Raw genomic sequence first — 19,652 nt, 5'->3', positions numbered from 1 at the left:
CCGTCGCACGGAGCGCCCCATGGAAACGGACACCACCTCTGTCGAGTCCCCGGCGGCCCCCGCCCCGGGCCCGGCGCCCGCCGGCGGCGGCGAGGCCCAGCAGGCGCAGAACCTGTTCCGCGAACGCTTTGAGAGCCTGCTGCCCAGCATCCAGAAGGAGTGGCCCGAGGTGGCCCGCCACACCCTGGAGGCCACCCGGGGCAGCTTCGACCACGTGGTGGAGGTGATCAGCCGCCAGAGCGGGGTCACCAGTGCCGGCGTCAAGCAGCAACTGCTGGATCTGGTCAACGTCACCGGCGAGCAGGCGGGCCACGTGGTGGATGCGCTGCGGCCCCTGGAGGAGCAGCTGGAGCACCTGCTGGACGAGCTCAACACCACCCTGCGGCCCCGGATCGAGAAGCCGGTGCGGGAACGGCCCCTGATGGCCCTGGGCATCGCCGCCGGCGTGGGGGTGCTGGTGGGACTGCTGCTCTCGTCGGGTCGGCGTTCGGCATGACCGGTCCGAACTTCAGCCGGGTCACGGCCCTGATCACCTCGGTGATGGACCTGCACGTCCGCATCGCCCTGCAGGAGGCCGACAAGGAAAAGCGGCGCCTGGTGGGCGGCGGGGTGATGCTGGGCCTGGGCCTCACCCTGATGACCCTGGCGCTGGTGGCGGCGGAGCTGGTGCTGCTGCTCTGGATCCGCGAGGCCTTCCGCCTCAGCTGGCTGCAGGCCGCGGCGACCGTGGCCGCCATCGATCTGGTGCTGGCCGGGATCAGCCTGCGCATCGGCGGCCAGATGCTCAAGGGCCCCTACCTGCCGGAGACCACCGCCGGCCTGATGCGCACCACCCGGGCCATCACCGGCAAGTTCTGAGGCCCGGCGCCGGCGTCAGAGGCTCACCCCCATCGCCGCCAGCGACGCCTCCTCCACCCACACCGACACCGAGCCCCCCGGGCAGTGCCATTCCGCCCAGCCGTCGCCGTTGGTGGTGATCGGCCTCTGGATGTGGCCGGTCAGGTCGCGGAAGGTGGTGTGGCGCTTGCCCACCTCCATCCACTTGTGGCCGGCGGGCCCGTCGCTCATCAGCACCGCCAGGGCCCCGGGGTGACCCGGGGTGCCCAGGCGCGTCCAGCCGATGGTGTTGACGTGGTCGAGGTAGTCGTACTGGGGGCCATAGGCGCAGTGGCCGCGGGCCAGCAGGAAGCGGTCGATCAGGAAGCGGTGGCTGGGCAGCACGATCCGGTACTCCTGGCCGTCTTTTCTGTCGGCGTACTCGGCGCCGTAGTAATCGGCACCGAAGATGCAGGGATAGCCCTGGTCGCGCAGCAGGATCACGGCGTAGGCGAGGGGTTTGAACCAGGCCTCCACCACCGATTCCAGGGCCTGCAGCGGCTGGGTGTCGTGGTTGTCCACCAGGGTCACCGCCAGCAGCGGCAGCTGCTGCATCAGGGTGCCGTCGAGCAGCCGGCGCATGTCGTACTGGCCGCCGCTGCAGCTGGCCTGGTGGAAGTTCATGTGCAGCGGCGCATCGAACAGGCTCATGTGGCCGCCGGTGTTGGCCGCATACCAGTGCAGGCTTTCGATGTTGTACGTCCAGTACTCACCGACCACGAACAGATCGCGCCGGGCGTGATTCTCCAGGTCGCTGATCCAGTCGAGGAAGAAATCACTGGCGATGTGCTTGATGGCATCGAGCCGGAAGCCGTCGGCGCCCACGTGGTCGAGGCTCCAGCGGCCCCAGTGCTTGAGCTCACCGCGCACCTCCGGATGGTTCACGTTCAGGTCGCTGCCCATCAGGTAGTCGTAGTTGCCCTTCTCCAGATCGACGTTGGCCTCGAAGCCGGCCCCCTGGGTGCGCCAGACGGCCCGGAATCCCGGATCGAGGGTGTTGTGATCCACGGCGTCGAAGTGATACCAGTGCCACTGCATCGACGAATAGCGATCGCCGCGGCCGTCGAAGCGGAAGCGGGTCCAGGCGCTGATCGTGCGTTCCTCCCCCAAGGGCCGGTTGCGGTCGGCGGGGTCGCAGGGGGTGGCCCGGTACTGCTCCTGCTCTTCGGCATTCATCTTGTGGTTGAACACCACATCGGCGTACACCTGCATCCCGGCGGCGTGGCAGGCCTCGATCGCCTCCAGATACTCCTGCTTGGTGCCGTACTTGGTGCGCACCGTGCCCTTCTGGTCGAATTCGCCCAGGTCGAACAGGTCGTAGGTGCCGTAGCCCACATCCCACACACTGCCCCCCTTGCCCGCCGGCGGCAGCCACAGGGCGGTGATGCCCGCCCGGCCCAGGGCCGGTGCCTCCTGGCGCAGTCGCCGCCAGTGGCCGCCGTCGCCGTCGCTGTACCAGTGGAACCACTGCATCAGCGTGCCGTTGAACTCCGTCGGCGCCGCCAGCTTGCGGGCGCTGATCTCGGCTTCATGGCTGGCCAGCCACTCCCGCACCAGGGTCACCGTCGCCGCTCCGGTGTCGAGGGCCGGATCCCTCTGCACGGCCAGGGCCTCCTGTTTGAGCGCTTCAAAGGGTGAGGCCATGGGGCTGGCGGCGGCGGAGGCAGAACCCACCGCTAGCAGTGCCGGAGGGGAGTGGCCGTCGCGCCCCTCAGCGGATGTCGTAGCGCAGCCAGCGGCAGTCGATGCCGCCGTTGCTCACCGGCACCCGGCGGCTGGCCTTCAGGCGCAGGGCCGCCGTGAGGGCGGGGTTGCCGCTCAGCAGCCACAGGGTCCAGCCGCCGCAGCGCTCCTTCACCATCCGCCCCAGGTCGCCGTAGACCGCCTCCAGGTCGTCGTCACCGCCCAGCCGCTCGCCGTAGGGCGGGTTGCACACCAGCACCCCGGGCGTCCCGGGGGGATGGAAATCGCGAAAGTCCCCCCCCTGCAGGTCGACCCAGTCGGCCACCCCGGCCGCCGCCGCGTTGCCGCGGGCCATGGCCAGCACGGCCGGATCCCGCTCCATGCCCACGACGGCCGCCAGGGGCGCCCCATCGGGGAGGCTGGTGCGGGCCAGGTCCTGGGCGGCCTGCCGCTCCCGCTGCCAGAGGGCGGCATCGAAATCGGGCCAGCGCTCCAGGCTGAAGCCGCGCTCCAGACCCGGGGCCCGGCCGAGGGCCCGGCAGGCGGCCTCGATCAGCAGGGTGCCGGAGCCGCAGAAGGGATCGGCCAGGGGCACGGTCCCGTCCCAGCCGGTGTGGGCGATCAGGCCGGCGGCCAGGTTTTCCTTGAGGGGGGCCAGGCCCATGGCGGCCCGGTAGCCGCGCCGGTGCAGGCTGGCGCCGCCGCCATCGAGGCTCAGCACCGCCTCGGGTCCGCTGCCGCCGGGGCGGCCGGGGCTGAGGTGCAGGTGCAGCACCAGGTCGGGATCGTCCAGGTCCACCGAGGAGCGCGACCCCCACACCTGGCGCTGGCGGTCGACCAGGGCGTTCTTGACCTGCAGGGCGCTGTAGTGGCTGTGGGTGAGGCCCGGCACGCTGCCGCTGGCCTCCACCCGGAAGCTCAGCTGGGGCGGCAGCCAGCGCTCCCAGTCGGCGGCGTGCTGCACCCCGTCGTACAGCTCCTCGCGGCCGCGGCAGGGGAAACGGGCCAGCTGGCGCAGGAAGCGGAACGGCAGCCGGGCCTGCAGGTGCAGGCGATAGAAGGTGGCCGCATCGGCCCGCAGGCCCACGGCGCGCCGCAGGGGGCGCACCTCGGTGGCCCCGAGGGCGGCCGCCTCCGCCGCCGCCGGTTCCTCCAGCCCCGGGGGCACCACGGCAATGACGTCGAACGGGGAAGGTGTGGCCATCCCCCCATGCTGCTGGCTGGTCGGCGGCCCGGAGGTGGCAGGATGAACAAGCTCGTCTTCGGACGAACTAGGTGGTCCACACCAGTGTCTCGGACAGCGGTTCGATTCCGCTCAGCTCCATTCCCCCGACCCACCGTCCCCCGGCGGTGCGTCATCCCGGGGCTGCAATGGTTTCGACGGGGCATGAGGAGGGTGACTGAAGCCTGCTCGGTCAGAGCGAACCCGTAACAGCGAACAACATCGTTCGTTTCTCCCGTCAAGCCGCCCCTGTGGCTGCCTGACACTCTTAACGGAGACGGGGTGAGGTCAGCCTTGTCACCCAAATGACCCATGGGGCCTGGAAGGGCCCTTCCCAATCATGAGGAGGATTCTCCCGGCGGCTCGGTCCTGGCGCGCTCCACGATCAGGCGGGGGAACGGCAGGCTGATGCCCAGCTCCCGGAACCGCTCGATGGCCGCCGCCATCACGGCGCTGCAGAGCATGCGGTTGGCGAAGGGGCTGTGGATCCAGAACTTCAGCACGTAGTCGCCGCCGCGGTCCCCCACCCCCTGCACGTAGGCCCTCGGGGGCGGATGGCTCTCCACGCCAGGCACCCCGGCGGCGATCTCCTCCAGCAGGGCCAGGATCGTGGTGGCGGGCTGACCGGCGTCGATGCAGATGGCGATCTGGGTGAGGAAGCGGGTGCGGCCGACGCTGAACTCCACCGTGCTGGAGTTGAAGAAGGTCTGGTTGGGAATCACCAGCTCGGCGTTGTCCCGGTCGCGCCAGAGCCGCGTGGCCCGCAGGCCGAGACGGCGCACCTCGCAGAAATCGCCATCGAGGGCGATGATGTCGCCCGGCCGCAGGGAGCCTTCGAACAGCAGCCACAGGCCGCTGACGAAGTTGCCGAACACCTCCTTGATGCCGAAGCCGAGGCCCACCGACAGCCCCCCGGCGATGGCCAGCAGGGCGGTGCTGTTGAAGCCGATCGTTTCCAGCAGCGCCACGGTTCCGAGGCTGATCACCGCATAGCGCACCATCAGTCCGATGGCGCGCGCACTCACCCGCTCCAGGGCAAAGAGCCGCTTCAGCAGCCAGGCCACCCCCAGCGACGGCGGCCCTGAGGCGACCAGCAGCAGGTAGAGCACCACCACCAGCCGCGTCACGTCGCCCACGTTCACGTTCGCGCCCATCCAGCGGCCCAGGGGGATCAGGGCCAGTTCGGCGCGGGTGTCCAGCTCTTCGATCAGCGCCCACAGCAGTCCGGCGAGCAGGAACGGCCGGATCAGCAGATGGCGCAGGGGCTGGATCTGATCCTCGGGAAGCCAGCGCTCGGCCCGACGCAGCACCAGCTCCGACACCTGCAGGCCGACCACGACGGTGATCAGCAGGATGGCCAGGGCCGTCGGCAGGCGGACGATGGCCAGCAAACCCCAGCCGACGGCGGCCAGTGCCGCCGTGGTGCCGAGTTCGAGGGCCCCTGGCCGGCCGTTCGGCCCGAAACGGTGACCCGCCAGGCGACCCCCGGCCACGGCCAGGGCCACCAGGGCGAGCTGGACCAGGACCTGGGGCCGGCCCAGCATCGGCAGCCAGCCGACCATCTGGCCGAGCAGGTCGTTCATGGCCGGGGAGCCAGGGCCTGGACCACGGCCCCGGTGGCCTCCGTTGCCGTGATCTCGCCGAAGGCCACCGCCGTCACGAGGCGACTGAGGGCACGGTCGCGCGGATCGCCGGCGGGCAACACCCGGGAGATGGCGTCGCTGGCGTCGGCCTGCCGCACCGACCGCTGCATCGCCTTGAGCACCGGGGTGTGCAGCGCCGAAGGTGGGACGAAGCGATTGGTGGGCAGCATGTCCTGGTTGTCGCTGGTCAGGGTGCTCTGGATCCAGGGGTTCAGTGCAAACACGGCCAGGGCCTCCGCTACGTTCCGCTGCCGGGCCGTGGAGTCCCTGCCGAAGGCCAGCACCCGCAGCCGGGTGATCGGTGTGGGCGGCCCGTAGGGTCCGGCGGGCAGGTCGCTCACCCCGAGCGAATTCCCCAGGCTGCCGCGCAGCCGGCTGAGGCTGCCGCTGTTGCAGGGGATCCAGTCCAGGCGCCGCTCCAGCAGACCCTGCACCAGCGCCTCCTGGTCGGGCTCGATGAAGACCTTCTGGTTGAAGTTGGCGGCCGAGAGCCAGGCCAGCCACCGCTGCAGCCCCGCCCGTTCACCGGCCGCCAGGGGGCGCCCGGCGGCGGCCGCGATGATCGCCCGATCCGCCCCCAGCGGACCCGTGCTCCAGAAGAGGCTGCGCGATTCCACCGCCAGCCCCACCCGCACCCCCCCGCGGGCCTCTCGGAGCAGGGCGTCGGTGCTGGCGGGGCTGGAGGCCAGCCGGGTGCGATTGAAGCAGGCGAGCTGCGGTCGCCTCAGGATCGGCAGCCCCGCCAGACCCCGGGGCGGGATCGCCAGCCGCTGCAGGGAATCGGGGTCCACCTGGCGGCGTGCGGCCTGGGGCAGCTGCAGGCCCCGCGCCAGATCGGCCTCCACCAGGGCGTGGGCGGTGGAGCCCGCCACCAGCATCAGATCGGGGCCGAAGCCGGCGGCCTGCCGGCGACGCACCTCCTCGAGGAAGGCGCTCTCCCGCAGGAGGTTGGTCTCGATCGCCACGTGGGGGTGCAGCTGGCGGAAAGCCGCCACGATCGCCTGCGCCTGCAGGACCTCCTCCTGCAGGATCGCCTTGGTCAACGGCTGGTCGCCTTCGACGCTGATGGCGAGATAGGCCGTTCCCTTCAGCTCCTCCGGAGCGGGGCCGCAGCCCGAAAGCAGGCTGAGCGGCAGCGCCAGCCACAGGAGCCGGCGGGCGCCGTCCATGGCCGGCCGGGCTGCGTTCATGGCCTGCAGGAGCCGTGGCCCGGGGGACGCCGGCGGCGATCAGCTGTGCCGGTCACGGACCCGGGGCCCAAAGGACGACTCTAGGAGCCGCCCTCCAACCCACCCGTGCAGGTACGGGGGTGGGACGTCGACCTTGCTAGGACGAGGGTCTCCTGTGCATGGCCGGCGATGAAACGCTCCCAGCTCCCCATCCTTCCGGCCCTGGCAGCGGTGGCCATCGGCCTGGCCTTCCCCGGCATCAGCCAGGCCCGGCCCAATCCCGGCGGGCTCGGCGGGCCGGCCTCCGGCGCGGGGGTGGCCCCCGGCGCCGGCTTCGGAGCGGCCGGTGCCGGCCTGGACCGGGAACCGGGTGTGGGAGCCGGGGGTGTGGGCGGGCCGGCCTCCGGCGCCGGGGTGTTGCCCGGGGCCGGATTCGGTGAGGCCGGGGCGGGCCTGGAGCGGGGGCCGGAGGGCAATCCCGGCGGTCTCGGCGGGCCCGCTTCCGGGGCCGGGGTTCGCCCCGGGCTCGGCTACGGGGCGCCGGGCGCCGGCATGTACCGGCGCTGAGGTCGCGCCCGGTTCCCTCAGTCGTCCAGCTCCACGTCCCTGGCGAAACGCTGGCCGCCCCGCTGGGAGTGGTCCACTTTCACCTTCATCCCCGGCTTGAGATCGGCGAAGCTCTCCGGCCCATCGTCGTAGTCCGTGGCGGCAGTGGTGAGCAGCGTCTGTCCCCCGACGACAAAGGAGCGCCTGGCGGCATCGATCGACTGGATCCTGCCTTCCAGGGAATCTCTGGAATCGGCCAGCACGGGATTGGCGACCGTGCCGAGCAGGAGGCTGGCCGCCAGGGCGTGAGGGAACAGGTTCATGGCGGCTTGGCATCAAGCGGCGGGAACCACCGGATCGTATGGATCTCTCCGCTGCGGCCGCCGCGGGTTCTGATGACCGGATGTGACTCGCGCCCGCTGCCGTCATGTCTGGACATGCCTGCGCCGCCGCAGGGCGGCGTTGAGGCATCAGGACTCGTCCGCCTTGATCAGGAGTCTGAGAAAGGTCTTGGAGATGTCGAAACCCTCTTCAAACCTGAGGCCCGAGTAGTGGGCACCCCTGAGCTGGTTCTTCCAGATCAGCTCGCCCCTGGCCTCAATGACTTCACCGTCGCTGGGATCGTGGAAGCGAATCTGGGCGGGGGTTCCCATGGGAACCTGCTGAAAGCTGCGGATGCAGGCGCCGGAACGGCTCACATCCCAGAGATGGCCGGAATAACAATGATCCTGAAAAAACACCTCGACTTTAATGAGGATCTGAAAAAAGGGCGCTGAAAACTTGGGTTCTCGAACGGGAAGTCGTGACTCCTTCATGTCCCTGGGGAGAGGAGATTGGCTCCAGACGGGTTTCAGTGTTCTGCAGAAGTAGTTGACAGACTCTACCAAAATCAACCCTCCCGTCTACCTGTGATCTCCACTTCAGAGTGACAGTGGACAGGTGGTTTTCCGGGTGCTCTGCGGCACCCTCACCACCCTCAGGGGTTACCCGTTCCCGGCGCCTGGCGGAAGCCGCTCCAGCGCTTCAGTTCCTCCAGCGTCTGCACGCCCTCCACCCGGTTGCTCCCCAGGACCCAGGTGGGGTAGGCCTTGATGCCGGCCGCCTGGCAGCGTTCCCGGCCTTCGCTGGTCTTGTCGCACTCCACATACGGCAGCCGGTCCCCCGCCTGCTGGCCGAAGAGGCTCTTCTGGCGGAAGCAGGCCGGGCACCACCAGGCGCCGTAGAACACGGCCCCGATCCGCCGCAGGTGCTCCGTCAGCTCCAGCTGATCGCCGCTGGAGGGGGCCAGGGCCTCGCCGAGGGTGGGGGTGGTGGAGGCGCCGGCCTGGCCGCCGTGGGCCGGGGTGCTGAAACTCAGCAGCCCCCCTGCCAGGGCGGACAGTCCACCCAGCAGCAGCAGCGTCGGGGCCGAAGACCGCCGGGGCGATCGGGGGGGACAAGGGGTGCGCATCGAGCGGCCGAAGGGGCCGGAAATCTAGGCCGGCCCTCCGCTGCCGCACCCCTGTGCCGTACGGGCTTCCGCCCTGCCCGGGCCTGTGAATTCCGCGACGGGACTGGGACAATTCCCAGGTTCGACGGTGACCGGGCGCCCTGGCGAAATGAGCAAGACGAGATGAGCGTGAACGGTTACCGCGACTACTTCAAGGTCCTGGGTGTGGAACGGGGCACCGATGCCGACGGCATCAAACGGGCCTTCCGCAAGCTGGCCCGCCAGTACCACCCGGATGTGAATCCAGGCGACGCCTCCGCCGAGGCCCGCTTCAAGGAGATCAGCGAAGCCTATGAAGTGCTCTCCGATCCCGAGAAGCGCCGTCGTTATGAGCAGTTCGGCCAGTACTGGAACCAGATGGGCGGCGGTGGCGGCGGCGCCCCCGGCGTCGATGTCGACTTCGGCCGTTACGGCAACTTCGACGACTTCATCAATGATCTGCTGGGACGCTTCGGAGGCGGTGCCGCGGCCGGAGCCCCCGGCGGTTTCGGTTTCGGCAGCGGCTTCCCCGGTGGCTTCGGCTCCGGTTTCGGCGGCGCCGGCGCCGAGCGCGCCACCCAGGTGCAGCTCGATGCCGAGGCCACCATCAGCCTGCCGGTGGCCGATGCCTTCCGCGGCTGCGAGCGCACCCTCGCCGTCAACGAGGAACGGGTGCAGGTGCGCATTCCCGCCGGTGTCAAGGATGGCAGCCGCCTGCGGCTGAAGGGCAAGGGGAACCTGCAGCCCGGCACGGGACGCCGCGGGGACCTCTACCTCACCCTCAAGCTCCAGCCCCACCCCGTCTGGCGTCTCGACGGCGACCAGCTGCGGGCCGAGCTTCCCCTCAGCCTCGACGAACTGGCCCTGGGGGGCGAGGTGCGGGTGGCCACCCCCGATGGCGAAGCCACCATCCAGGTCCCCCCGGGGATGACCCTCGGCCGCAGCCTGCGGCTCAAGGGCAAGGGCTGGCCGGTGAGGGACGGCCGGGGGGATCTGCTGTTCACCCCGACCCTGAAGCTGCCCGACAGCCTCAGCCCCCGGGAGCGGGACCTGCTCGAGCAGCTGCGCCAGGCCCGCAGCATCGACCCCCGCAAGGACTGGATCAGCGCCGCGGCCCTCTAGGAGCCAGCCGTGCCCGCTGGTGATCCCCCAGAGTGAGCCCAGCGGCGGCTTACGGGGGCATGGGTCAACGGCGTCGGTGGTGGCTGGGTCTGGTGGTGCTCCTGATCGGTGTTCTGGTGGCCGTCCGGACGCTGGCGCCCGACCGGGGCCCGATGCTGCGGGAGCTGGTTCGGGAGGAGACGATCCGGGTGGACCCCCGCACCGAGCTGGCCCGGGGCAGCGGCTATGCGGTGACGCTCGGTTCCTACATCGAAAATCTCCACAGCCTGTCGTTGCGGCAGCGCATGTTCAACGCCGAGGGCTTCTACTGGCTGGAGTGGCCGAGGGAGGTGCAGGAGCTGCTGGAGAAGCAGGGCATCACGGCGCTGCAGTTGGTGGAGCTCACGAACCAGGTCAATTCCTCTTCGGCCCAGATTCAGGCGGATACCCCGACGCCGGTGGCGCGACCGGGAGATCGCTTCTATCAGCTTTTTCGCTATTCCGCCAGCTTCTATATTCCGGTTGTCGATCTGAAGAGATCGCCGTTTGAGCGATTGGTTCTGCCGATCCTCTTTGAGGTGGTTCCTGATGCGTTCGCTCGCCAGAACAAGAACGTCGTTCTTGTCCATGATGGTGATCCGAGGAGCAGCCAGATTGGGGCCTATGCAACGATCAATGGTTATGACATTGAGGATGTGAGATTTGTTTCCTCCAGCCATTCCTATGGAACCGACTGGGGGATGGGGCAGGGGGATCTCGACTACTCCAGATTGGCTGCGGAAGTGGTGATGCGGAGTGATCTGTTCTCCAGCTTCGTGACCTGGATCCTGCCGTTGCTGATCGTGATGTTGATTGTTCTTCTGGCGCCCTCACTGGTGGGGGAGCTGGGGGATGTCAGGCTGGCCATCCCCTCCACGGCCCTGCTGACGCTGATCTTTCTGCAGCAGTCCTACAAGGCTGAGCTGCCATCGTTGAGCTACCTCACGTTCCTGGACTGTCTCTATGCCTATTCCTACATTGTCTCCCTGGTGCTGTTTGTGCTGTTTCTCTGGGGTACGAACGTCTACTCAGAAGCCAGTGAGCAGGAGCGTACCGGTGCGTTGCGCAGGATCAACCGCATGGATCGGGTCTTCCAGCTGACGGCCTGTGCCGGCTTTGTCCTGATCGCCATCTGGGCGTGGCTTGCCTGAAGGCAGCGGTGCCGTTCCGGGCGGTGGCGCTATCTCCGGAAGGCGGGGCTTTAGGATCACCAAATTGTTCATCACGGCATGGATCTCACGTATCGTCCCCGTCGCCTGCGCCGCACGCCGGCCCTGAGGGCCATGGTGCGGGAGTTCCAGCTCAGTGCCGCCGATTTCATCTATCCGCTGTTCGTCCACGAGGGCGCATCCAACGAGCCCATCGGCGCCATGCCCGGTGCCCAGCGCTGGAGTCTGGAGGGGCTGGTGGGGGAGGTGGGCCGGGCCTGGGACCTGGGCATCCGCTGCGTCGTGCTCTTCCCCAAGGTGGCCGACGGTCTCAAGACCGAGGACGGCAGCGAGTGCTTCAACGAGGGCGGCCTGATTCCCCGGGCGATCCGGCGCCTCAAGGAGGTGCATCCCCAGATGGCGATCATGACCGATGTGGCCCTCGATCCCTATTCCTGCGACGGCCATGACGGCATCGTCAGCAGCGAAGGGGTGGTGCTCAACGACGAGACCGTCACCCTTCTGTGTCGCCAGGCGGTGGCCCAGGCCCGGGCCGGAGCCGATCTGATCGGCCCCAGCGACATGATGGACGGCCGGGTGGGCGCCATCCGCGAGGCCCTCGATGAGGAGGGCTTCGAGCACGTCGGGATCATCAGTTACACCGCCAAGTACGCCTCCGCCTACTACGGCCCCTTCCGGGAGGCGCTGGATTCCGCCCCCCGGGCCGTGAGCACTAAGCCCATCCCCAAGGACAAGAGCACCTACCAGATGGACCCGGCCAACGGCCGTGAAGCCCTCACCGAGGCCCTGCTCGACGAGCAGGAGGGGGCCGACATCCTGATGGTGAAGCCCGGCCTGGCCTACCTCGATGTGATCCATCGCCTGCGGGGCGAGAGCGAGCTGCCCATCGCCGCCTACAACGTCAGCGGTGAGTACGCGATGGTGAAGGCCGCCGCCGAGCGGGGCTGGATCGATGAGCGGGCCGTGGTGCTGGAAACCCTGCTCTGCTTCAAGCGGGCCGGCGCCGACCTGATCCTCACCTACCACGCCTGCGACGCCGCCCAGTGGCTCCGCGACGGCTGAGCCGCACCGCTTGAATGGTGCGATGAACCGTCGCTGCCCCCTCCCATGACGCGTCTCGGCCACGTGGCGGTGCGGGTCCAGGACATGGAGCGAGCCAAGCGCTTCTACGAGGGGCTGGGGCTGCGCCTCACCTGGGATGCCCAGGACTGGGCCTACCTGCAGTCGCCCGCCAACGGCGACGGCATCGCCCTGCTCAGCCCCGGCTACACCGCCGCCGGCCCCCACTTCGCCTTCCACTTCAGCGACCGCGCCGAGGTGGATGCGGTGCACGACCGGCTCGAGGCCGACGGCCACCAAGTGGGTCCGGTGCACGACCACCGCGACGGCACCGCCTCCTTCTACCTGCAGGATCCGGACGGCAACTGGCTGGAGATGCTCTACGAGCCCGCCGCCGGCATCCCCTCCAACGTCGGTGCCGCGGCCATCCCCGCCCCTGCGCCCGCCCCCCTTTCCCCTGCACCGGCGGGGTGAGCGCACCCCCCGTGAGCGAGATCCACCAGGACACCCTGGAGCTGCTGGAGTGGCCCCGGCTGGCCGCCCATCTGGCCGGTTTCGCCAGCACCGCCGCCGGCCGCCGCCACTGCACCGGCCTCGGCCTGCCCGACCATCCGGCTGAGAGCCGCCGCCTGCTGCTGGAAACCACCGAGCTGCTCGCCCTCGACGGCCTCTGTGAGGGGGGCCTGAGCCTGCAGGGGGCCGGCGACATCGCCGCCACCGTGGTCCTCTGCGCCAAGGGGGGCTGCGCCGGCGGCGAGGAGCTGCTGGCCGTGGCCGCGACCCTGGCGACGGCGCGGCGGCTGCGGCGCCAGATCGAGGATCCGGAGCTGCGGCCCGTCACCACGGCCCTGGTGGCCGAACTGCGCACCCTGCCGGAGCTGGAGCAGCGGCTCCACTTCTGTCTGGAGGAGGGGGGCCGGGTGGCGGACCGGGCCAGCGGCCCCCTGGAGGCGGTGCGGCGCCAGCTGCTGGCCCTGCGCGGCGAGCGGCGCGACCGGCTGCAGGAGCTGGTGCGCCGCTACGGCTCCCTGCTCCAGGACACGGTGGTGAGCGAGCGGGGCGGCCGTCCGGTGCTGGCGGTGAAGGCCGGTTCCGCCGCCCAGGTGGGCGGCCTGGTGCACGACAGTTCCGCCTCCGGCAGCACGGTGTACGTGGAACCCCAGGCGGTGATCCCCCTGGGCAACCGCATCCGGGATGCCGAGGGCCAGGAGCGGGAGCTGGAGCGGCAGGTGCGCAGCGAGCTCAGCGCCCTGGTGGGCGAGCAGGCCGAACCCCTCGACCACCTCCAGCAGGTGCTGGTGCGGATCGATGCGGGTCTGGCCCGGGCCCGCTACGGCCAGTGGCTGGGGGGGGTGCGGCCCGAGCTGGCCGAATCGGCCGACGCCCCCTTCGAGCTGTGCGACCTGCGCCATCCCCTGCTGCTCTGGCAGGAACGGCGCGAGGGCGGCCGGCCGGTGGTGCCCGTGACCATCCGGGTGGGGCCCGAGCTGCGGGTGGTGGCGATCACCGGCCCCAACACCGGCGGCAAGACGGTGACCCTCAAGAGCCTGGGGCTGGCCGCCCTGATGGCCCGCGCCGGCCTGTTCCTGCCCTGCGCCGGCACCCCCCGGCTGCCCTGGTGCGGCCAGGTGCTGGCCGACATCGGCGACGAGCAGTCGCTGCAGCAGAACCTCTCCACCTTCAGCGGCCACATCCGCCGCATCGCCCGCATCCTGGCGGCCCTGCCCCAGAGCCCGGCGTCCCTGGTGCTGCTCGATGAGGTGGGGGCCGGCACCGATCCCACCGAGGGCAGCGCCCTGGCCGCCGCCCTGCTGCGCCACCTCGCCGACCGCGCCCGCCTCACCGTCGCCACCACCCACTTCGGCGAACTCAAGGCGCTCAAGTACGCCGATCCCCGCTTCGAGAACGCCTCGGTGGCCTTTGACGTGGAGACCCTCTCGCCCACCTACCGGCTGCAGTGGGGCATCCCCGGCCGCAGCAACGCCCTGGCGATCGCCTCCCGCCTGGGGCTCGACCCCGCCGTGCTGGCGGCGGCCGCCGCCCAGCTGGAGCCCGGCGGTGAGGGGGACGTCAACCGGGTGATCGAGGGGCTGGAGCAGGAGCGCCAGCGCCAGCAGGAGGCGGCCGAGGCGGCGGCGGCCCTGCTGGCCCGCACCGAGCTGCTGCACGAGGAGCTGCTGCAGCGCTGGGCCCAGCAGAAGGAGCAGTCGGCGGAACTGCAGGAGCAGCGCCGCCAGCGGCTGGAGCTGTCGATCCGGGAGGGGCAGGGGGAAGTGCGACGGCTGATCCGGCGGCTGCGCTCGGTGGGCCAGGAGGTGCGCGTCGGCGGGCGGGTGGCCGGCGAGACGGCCCGCCAGGCCGGCCAGCGGCTGCGGCGCCTCGAGCAGCAGCACCGGCCCCTGCCGGAGCGGCGCGACCACGGCGGCTGGCGGCCCCGGGTGGGCGACCGCATCCGGCTGCTGGCCCTCGGCAAGGCCGCCGAGGTGCTGGCGATCGCCGACGACGGCAGCGAGCTCACTGTCCGCTGCGGCGTGCTGCGGCTGACGGTGGAACTCGCCGCCATCGAGGGGCTGCACGGCGAGAAGCCGGCACCCCCCGAGCCGCCGCCCCAGGTGCGGATCCGCAGCCGCCGCTCCCCGGGCAGCCGCGGGCCCGAGGTGCGCACCGAGGGCAACACGGTGGACGTGCGCGGCCTGCGGGTGCACGAGGCCGAGGCGGCGGTGGAGGAGCGCCTGCGCGGCGCCAACGGGCCGGTGTGGGTGATCCACGGCATCGGCACCGGCAAGCTCAAGCGGGGCCTGCGGGAGTGGCTCTCCGGCCTGCCCTGGGTGGAGCGGGTCAGCGATGCCGAGCAGGGGGACGGGGGTCCCGGCTGCAGCGTGATCTGGGTGAAGTGAAGCCCTGAGGGCAGCCCAGGGGCTGATGGGTCAGTGGCTGATGGCGGGCAGCTGGGGTTCCGGCCGCGGCGGCGGCGTGGTGGCTTCGGCCGGCAGCAAAGCCGCCCCGAGCCCGTCGAACAGGCGCCAGCCCGTGGGCTCCACATCCAGATGCACGGTCTGGCCCACGGTCACGCTCTGGTCCGGGGTGGCCCGCACCAGCACCAGGTGGCTGCCCTCCAGCAGGCGACAGGTGACCAGCTGTTCGTTGCCCAGAGCCTCGCAGTGGCTCACCTCCGCCGCCAGGTTGCGATTGGTGGCGGGGGCCAGCCGCAGGTGCTCCGGCCGCAGGCCGCCGGTGATCCGGTGGCCGATCCAGTCGCCCAGCAGGTCGGCCATCGGCCCCTCCACCGGGAAGCGCCGCCCCCCCAGCAGCAGCTGGGCGGAGCCGGCCACCTCCACCGGCAGCAGGTTCATCGCTGGGCTGCCGATGAACTGGGCCACGAACAGGTTCGAAGGCCACTGGTATAACTGCATCGGGGTGCCCAGCTGCTGCAGCCGGCCCTCGTTCAGCACGGCGATGCGGTGGCCCATGGTCATCGCCTCCACCTGGTCGTGGGTGACGTAGAGGGTGGTGGTGCCCAGGCGCCGCTGCAGCTCCACGATCTGGGTGCGGGTGCCGGTGCGCAGCTTGGCGTCCAGGTTGCTGAGGGGCTCATCCATCAGGAACACCGCCGGCTGGCGGGCGATGGCCCGGCCCAGGGCCACCCGCTGCTTCTGGCCGCCGGAGAGCTCCTTGGGTCGCCGCTCCAGCAGCGGCTCCAGCTCCAGGGTGGCGGCCACCTCGTCGATGCGGGCCGCGATGCGCCGCTCCCGCTCGGAGTCGATCCGCAGGGGGGCCGGCAGGCGGCGGGTGGCCCGGTGCAGGCTGTCCTGCAGCTGCTGGGGCAGGCTGCGGTGGCGGCTGCGCCGCAGGCCGAAGCCGATGTTGTCGGCCACGCTCAGGTGGGGATAGAGCGCGTAGCTCTGGAACACCATCGCCACGTCGCGCTGGGCGGGCCGCAGCCGGCTCACGGGGCGGTCCCCCACGTAGATCTCGCCCGCGGTGGTGGCCTCCAGCCCCGCCAGCAGCCGCAGCAGGGTGCTCTTGCCGCAGCCCGAGGGGCCCACCAGCACGAGGAATTCACCGTCCTCGATGTGCAGGTCGAGCTGGCGCAGCACCTCCACCGGGTTGCCGCCGCGACGGGGCGGGTAGGTCTTGCCGACCTTCTCGAAGCGGACCTCGGCCAAACCAGGGGTGCAACCGGGGGATCCTAGGGTTGTTCCTCATCCGCGCCCCGGCCGAACCCCTTCCTTGCAGTTCATCGATCAGGCCCGCATCGCCGTGCGCGCCGGCCGCGGCGGCGACGGCATCGTGGCCTTCCGTCGTGAGAAGTACGTCCCCGCCGGCGGGCCCTCCGGTGGCGACGGCGGCCGGGGCGGTGACGTGCTCCTCGTCGCCGACGCCAATCTCCAGACCCTGCTGGATTTCAAGTACCGGCGCCTGTTCGCCGCCGACGATGGCCGCCGCGGCGGGCCGAACCGCTCCACCGGGGCCAGTGCCTCCACCCTGACGATCCGGGTGCCCTGCGGCACGGAGGTGCGCGACTGCCGCACCGGCATTCTGCTGGGGGATCTCACCAACGCCGGCGAGGAGCTGCTGGTGGCGGCCGGTGGCCGGGGGGGCCTGGGCAACGCCCACTACCTCAGCAACCGCAACCGGGCGCCGGAGAAGTTCACCGAGGGCAAGGAGGGGGAGGAATGGCTGCTCCAGCTGGAACTCAAGCTGCTGGCCGAGGTGGGGATCATCGGCCTGCCCAATGCCGGCAAGAGCACCCTCATCGCCGTGCTCTCGGCGGCCCGGCCCAAGATCGCCGATTACCCCTTCACCACCCTGGTGCCCAACCTGGGGGTGGTGCGGCGCCCCAGCGGCGACGGCACCGTCTTCGCCGACATTCCCGGCCTGATCGCTGGGGCGGCGCGGGGCGCCGGGCTGGGTCACGATTTCCTGCGCCACATCGAGCGCACCCGGCTGCTGCTGCATCTGGTCGATGCGGGTGCGGAGGATGTGATGGCGGATCTGAAGGTGGTGGAGGAGGAACTGGCCGCCTACGGCCACGGCCTCAGGGATCGGCCACGCCTGGTGGTGCTCAACAAGATGGAGCTCTGCGACGCCGCCGGACTCAAGGAGCGGGTGGCCGCCATCGGCGCCCACATCGGTGAACCCCCGCTGGTGATCTCGGCGGCGGCCTCCCAGGGTCTTGATGCCCTGCTGGCCGCCGTGTGGGCCCAGCTGGGCATCGCCTGAGCAGTGGTCAGTCGTCGTAGACCCGGCACTCGGGAGCTTCGGGGTTGAGGTCGCAATAGACCTCCAGGGGGGTGGGGTCGTGGTTGTCCTCGGGGTGGTGCTCCTTGTACTCGTTGAGGGCCTTGAGCTCCTCTTCGAGGTGGCGCACCTTGCCGAGATTGCCGTCGGCCTTGGCCGATTCGATCTCGACTTTGTCCTTCTCGATGTGATCGTCGATCGTCTTCATGCAAAAACCGGCCGTCACGGGTCGGAACTCACCGCAGACACCATACGGTCGGGGCCGGGGGATCGCCGTCTCCTGTGGGTCTCCGCACACCCCCCCGACCGCCCCCTGATCGCAGGCTGACCGTTGCAAACCCGGCGCCGGCGGCTGCGTCGGGGGCTCCGCCGTGGCTAGCAGCGGAATGGACAGTGCCCCGGTTGGCCCATGACACGCATCAGCAAGCGGCGGGAACGGCATTTCATCGACGAGCACGGCCGGCTCTTCTGGATCAACGGCCCCGAAACCCACTGCTACCTCTCGGAGCAGCGCCAGTGGCGCCGGGGCCTGGGCTTCGAGGAGGTGCTGGTCTGGAAACAGTGCGCCCCCAGCGGACTCGTCAGCCAGCGCTTCGCCAGCGTCCAGGCGGCCCTGGAGGCCTTCCAGGCCGACGCGGTGCAGTGGTACCAGGATCTCTACCTGCGCCGCATGGGGGACCAGATGGCGGCCCACCGCAGCGTCGACGACTACAAGCCCACGGCGATGCAGCAGGCCGAAGCCCGCGGAGCGCGGGTGCAGCGCCAGCCCTGGCTGCTGCCGGAGCCTGCCGGGCCGGTCTGTGGCCTGCCCCCGCGGATGGCCGACGGGGCAGGACTCCTGGAGGTGCCCCACCCCCACCGGCGCCGGCGCTCAGGCTGCCAGCTCGCTGAGCGTTAGCCAGCGCTCCTCGGCGGCGGCGATCCGCTCCACCAGGGCCGCCAGCTCGTGGGTCAGGGTCTCCAGCCGGGCGTAGTCCGGGCCGCCGGGGGCCGCCAGCTGCTGCTCCAGCTCCCGGCGACGCTGCTCCAGCTCCGGCAGCTCGCTCTCGAGGCGCTCCAGCTCCCGTGACTCCTTGAAGCTGCGCCGCCGGGGGCCCGCCGCGGGCTTGGCCGCCGGCGTCGCCCGCCGGGTGGCCGGCGGGGCGGCCCCAGGGGCGGCAACCGGGGCCTGGGCCCGCCGCTCCAGCCAGCTGCTGTAGTTGCCCTCGAACCGCTCCAGCCGGCCCGCCTCGAAGTGGAACAGGCGGTCGACGGTGCGGTCCAGGAACCAGCGGTCGTGGGAGACCACCACCACGCAGCCGCGGAAATCCTCGAGGAAGTCCTCCAGCACGCTCAGGGTGTGCACATCGAGGTCGTTGGTGGGCTCGTCCAGCAGCAGCACGTTGGGGGCCTCGATCAGCAGCCGGCAGAGGTGCAGCCGCCGCCGCTCGCCCCCCGAAAGCTTGGCCACCGGCTGGTGCTGCTGGGCGGGGGGAAACAGGAACCGCTCCAGCAGCTGGGAGGCCGTCAGTTCCACCCCGTCCACCTGCACCCGGCTGGCGGCCTCCTGCACCACCTCGATCACCTTGCGCTTGCCGTCCCTGGCCAGCAGCACGTCGCTGTGCTGGTCGAAGTAGGCCAGCTTCACCGTCGCCCCCAGCTCCAGCAGTCCCTCGCTGGGGGGGCGGCGGCCGGCGATCACCTCCAGCAGGCTGGATTTACCGGCCCCGTTGGGCCCGATGATCCCCACCCGGTCCTCGGGACTGAAGTCGTAGCTGAAGTCCCGCAGCAGGGTGCGATCGCCCACGGCCACCGCCAGGTCCTCGGCCGTGATCGCCCGCTTGCCGATGCGCCGGGCGGTGGCGGCCATCGCCAGGCTGGCCCGGCCCTGGCGGGTGGGAGCCTCCCGCAGGGCCTCGATGCGCTGCAGCCGCGCCTTCTGTTTGGTGCTGCGGGCCTTGGGGCCCTGGCGCAGCCAGGCCAGCTCCCGCCGCAGGGTGCCCTTGAGCTTGGCGGCGCTGGAGGCTTCCGCCTCCTCCTCGGCCGCCTTCAGGGCCAGGTAGGTGCCGTAGTTGCCCTCATAGGGGCGGGCCTCACCCCGATCCACCGCCACGATGCGGCGGGTGACCCGATCGAGCAGGTAGCGGTCGTGGGTGACGAGCACCAGGGCGCCGGCGAAGCGATCCAGGTAGCTCTGCAGCCATTCCACCCCCTCGGCATCGAGGTGGTTGGTCGGTTCGTCCAGCAGCAGCACCTCCGGCTCGGCCACCAGGGCCGCCGCCAGGGCGACGCGGCGCCGGTTGCCGCCGGAGAGTTCGCCGATCGTCCGCTCCTGGTGGGCCGCGTCGATGCCCAGACGCTCCAGCACCTCGCGGCAGCGGCGCTCCAGATCCCAGGCCTGGCAGCCGTCCATGCGGTGCTGCAGGGCGCTGAGGCGGGCCAGCAACGGTCCCTCCA

At 70.7% G+C, this 19,652-nt stretch carries 20 protein-coding genes; 10 read left to right on the top strand and 10 right to left on the bottom strand.

Annotation, left to right across the window (positions count from 1 at the left end; translation table 11 throughout):
• Nucleotides 1-19 precede the first annotated feature (19 nt).
• Together L107_RS03285 and L107_RS03280 are read left to right on the top strand one after the other, a co-directional pair.
• Nucleotides 20-496 carry a hypothetical protein gene (locus L107_RS03285; RefSeq protein ID WP_236550484.1) on the top strand — a complete coding sequence of 159 codons (477 nt, stop codon included), beginning with the start codon at nt 20-22 and terminating at the stop codon, nt 494-496.
• Nucleotides 493-858, top strand: coding sequence for a phage holin family protein (locus L107_RS03280; RefSeq protein ID WP_159816441.1), 366 nt, complete (start codon nt 493-495; stop codon nt 856-858). Before L107_RS03285 ends, L107_RS03280 begins: the two co-directional genes overlap by 4 nt.
• 15 nt (nt 859-873) lie before the next feature.
• Here L107_RS03280 and L107_RS03275 read toward each other — a convergent pair whose 3' ends face one another.
• The 4 genes from L107_RS03275 to L107_RS03255 form a co-directional block, all read right to left on the bottom strand.
• Nucleotides 874-2,520, bottom strand: coding sequence for an alpha-amylase (locus L107_RS03275; protein ID WP_201295789.1), 1,647 nt, complete (start codon nt 2,518-2,520; stop codon nt 874-876).
• A 67-nt stretch (nt 2,521-2,587) separates the two neighbouring features.
• A complete protein-coding gene (locus tag L107_RS03270; protein ID WP_159816440.1) occupies nt 2,588-3,763 on the bottom strand; it encodes a class I SAM-dependent RNA methyltransferase in 1,176 nt (391 codons plus the stop codon).
• Between the two features lie 356 nt (nt 3,764-4,119).
• Nucleotides 4,120-5,364 (bottom strand): mechanosensitive ion channel family protein, encoded by a 1,245-nt coding sequence (locus L107_RS03260; RefSeq protein WP_159816439.1) that lies wholly within the window; start codon nt 5,362-5,364, stop codon nt 4,120-4,122.
• A complete protein-coding gene (locus L107_RS03255) occupies nt 5,361-6,614 on the bottom strand; it encodes a hypothetical protein (protein WP_159816438.1) in 1,254 nt (417 codons plus the stop codon). The genes L107_RS03260 and L107_RS03255 overlap by 4 nt, the downstream gene beginning before the upstream one ends.
• Before the next feature lie 168 nt (nt 6,615-6,782).
• Here L107_RS03255 and L107_RS16885 point away from each other — a divergent pair, with 168 nt between their 5' ends.
• The gene (locus L107_RS16885; RefSeq protein WP_159816437.1) at nt 6,783-7,160 is read left to right on the top strand and encodes a hypothetical protein; all 378 of its coding nucleotides are present in this window, start codon (nt 6,783-6,785) and stop codon (nt 7,158-7,160) included.
• 17 nt (nt 7,161-7,177) lie between these two features.
• Here L107_RS16885 and L107_RS03245 read toward each other — a convergent pair whose 3' ends face one another.
• From L107_RS03245 to L107_RS03235, 3 genes are all read right to left on the bottom strand, one after another.
• A complete protein-coding gene (locus L107_RS03245; protein ID WP_159816436.1) occupies nt 7,178-7,462 on the bottom strand; it encodes a DUF5666 domain-containing protein in 285 nt (94 codons plus the stop codon).
• 147 nt (nt 7,463-7,609) lie between these two features.
• Nucleotides 7,610-7,954, bottom strand: coding sequence for a PilZ domain-containing protein (locus tag L107_RS17000; RefSeq protein WP_159816435.1), 345 nt, complete (start codon nt 7,952-7,954; stop codon nt 7,610-7,612).
• A 161-nt stretch (nt 7,955-8,115) separates the two neighbouring features.
• Nucleotides 8,116-8,589, bottom strand: coding sequence for a hypothetical protein (locus L107_RS03235; RefSeq protein ID WP_106222741.1), 474 nt, complete (start codon nt 8,587-8,589; stop codon nt 8,116-8,118).
• 162 nt (nt 8,590-8,751) lie between these two features.
• Between L107_RS03235 and L107_RS03230 the strand changes: the two genes are divergently transcribed.
• The 5 genes from L107_RS03230 to L107_RS03210 all read left to right on the top strand — a co-directional run bounded on the left by L107_RS03230 (nt 8,752) and on the right by L107_RS03210 (nt 14,872).
• Nucleotides 8,752-9,729, top strand: coding sequence for a DnaJ C-terminal domain-containing protein (locus L107_RS03230; protein WP_159816434.1), 978 nt, complete (start codon nt 8,752-8,754; stop codon nt 9,727-9,729).
• Nucleotides 9,730-9,821: 92 nt separating this feature from the next.
• A complete protein-coding gene (locus L107_RS16880; RefSeq protein WP_159816433.1) occupies nt 9,822-10,898 on the top strand; it encodes a hypothetical protein in 1,077 nt (358 codons plus the stop codon).
• 78 nt (nt 10,899-10,976) lie between these two features.
• Nucleotides 10,977-11,978, top strand: a complete 1,002-nt coding sequence (gene hemB / locus L107_RS03220) for a porphobilinogen synthase (protein WP_159816432.1) — start codon at nt 10,977-10,979, stop codon at nt 11,976-11,978.
• Between the two features lie 45 nt (nt 11,979-12,023).
• A complete protein-coding gene (locus tag L107_RS03215; protein WP_159816431.1) occupies nt 12,024-12,449 on the top strand; it encodes a VOC family protein in 426 nt (141 codons plus the stop codon).
• The gene (locus L107_RS03210) at nt 12,446-14,872 is read left to right on the top strand and encodes an endonuclease MutS2 (protein WP_159816430.1); all 2,427 of its coding nucleotides are present in this window, start codon (nt 12,446-12,448) and stop codon (nt 14,870-14,872) included. Before L107_RS03215 ends, L107_RS03210 begins: the two co-directional genes overlap by 4 nt.
• A gap of 30 nt (nt 14,873-14,902) precedes the next feature.
• On the opposite strand, the gene L107_RS03205 is transcribed toward L107_RS03210, so the two are convergent.
• The gene (locus tag L107_RS03205) at nt 14,903-16,141 is read right to left on the bottom strand and encodes an ABC transporter ATP-binding protein (protein ID WP_159816429.1); all 1,239 of its coding nucleotides are present in this window, start codon (nt 16,139-16,141) and stop codon (nt 14,903-14,905) included.
• A gap of 64 nt (nt 16,142-16,205) precedes the next feature.
• Here L107_RS03205 and cgtA point away from each other — a divergent pair, with 64 nt between their 5' ends.
• Nucleotides 16,206-17,198 carry an Obg family GTPase CgtA gene (gene cgtA / locus L107_RS03200; RefSeq protein WP_159816428.1) on the top strand — a complete coding sequence of 331 codons (993 nt, stop codon included), beginning with the start codon at nt 16,206-16,208 and terminating at the stop codon, nt 17,196-17,198.
• 7 nt (nt 17,199-17,205) lie between these two features.
• Here the strand turns inward: cgtA and L107_RS03195 are convergent, their stop codons facing one another.
• Nucleotides 17,206-17,424, bottom strand: coding sequence for a Calvin cycle protein CP12 (locus L107_RS03195; protein ID WP_043325524.1), 219 nt, complete (start codon nt 17,422-17,424; stop codon nt 17,206-17,208).
• Between the two features lie 201 nt (nt 17,425-17,625).
• Here L107_RS03195 and L107_RS03190 point away from each other — a divergent pair, with 201 nt between their 5' ends.
• Nucleotides 17,626-18,114, top strand: a complete 489-nt coding sequence (locus tag L107_RS03190) for a hypothetical protein (RefSeq protein WP_159816427.1) — start codon at nt 17,626-17,628, stop codon at nt 18,112-18,114.
• Here L107_RS03190 and L107_RS03185 read toward each other — a convergent pair.
• On the bottom strand, nt 18,088-19,652 hold a 1,565-nt coding region (locus L107_RS03185), incomplete at its 5' end, for an ABC-F family ATP-binding cassette domain-containing protein (protein ID WP_159816426.1). The two genes, L107_RS03190 and L107_RS03185, sit on opposite strands and share 27 nt — an antisense overlap.

This window comes from Cyanobium sp. Copco_Reservoir_LC18 (assembly GCF_009834675.1).
GTDB classification, from domain to species: domain Bacteria; phylum Cyanobacteriota; class Cyanobacteriia; order PCC-6307; family Cyanobiaceae; genus Cyanobium; species Cyanobium minutissimum.
This window is presented reverse-complemented; position numbering and strand designations above follow the sequence as displayed.